Source organism: Pseudomonas sp. 43(2021), assembly GCF_017490805.1.
Taxonomy (GTDB): Bacteria; Pseudomonadota; Gammaproteobacteria; order Pseudomonadales; family Pseudomonadaceae; genus Aquipseudomonas.
This window is the reverse complement of sequence record NZ_JAFGYJ010000331.1, coordinates 1-499: the sequence shown is the minus strand read 5'-3', so window position 1 is coordinate 499 and position 499 is coordinate 1. Positions and strand designations below refer to the sequence as shown.

Genomic DNA, 499 nt, shown 5'->3' with positions numbered 1-499 from the left:
GCAAGGGCCAGTTGCTCGATACGCAAGTCAGCGATGTCTTCGTCAATATTCCTCACGTACCGGCCGGACAGAACAGCCATCTGTTGCTCGATGGCGCGTTTGCCGGTGGCCTGGGCGATGGTTTGAAGATTCTTCAGGACGCGCCGATCGGCACCGGCGAAACCTTTGCCGGTTGGGAGGGCGCCGGTGATCTGAATGGCAAGCTCAAACTGGACATTCCGCTGGCCAAGGGCGAGCAACCGAAAATCCTCGTCGATTTCAAAACTGCCAACGCGCGGCTGAAACTGGCCGAACCGAAACTGGAACTGAGCCAGCTCAAGGGCGATTTCCGCTTCGACAGCAATAAAGGCCTCAGCGGCCAGAACATTTCTGCGCGGGCGTTCGACAAACCGGTCACTGCGCAGATATTCGCGGATGGCAGCCCCAACCAGATCAAGACCCGGGTTGCGGCGTCGGGGCAGGTCGAAGTGAAAAAGCTCACCGACTGGCTGGGCGTGAC

The 499-nt window shown here is 59.1% G+C and carries 1 protein-coding gene; it reads left to right on the top strand.

All coding sequences use genetic code 11. From position 1 onward, the window contains the following. Nucleotides 1–499, top strand: a 499-nt coding sequence (locus J5M71_RS27480; protein WP_279382393.1) for a DUF3971 domain-containing protein, incomplete at both ends; no start/stop codon positions are given.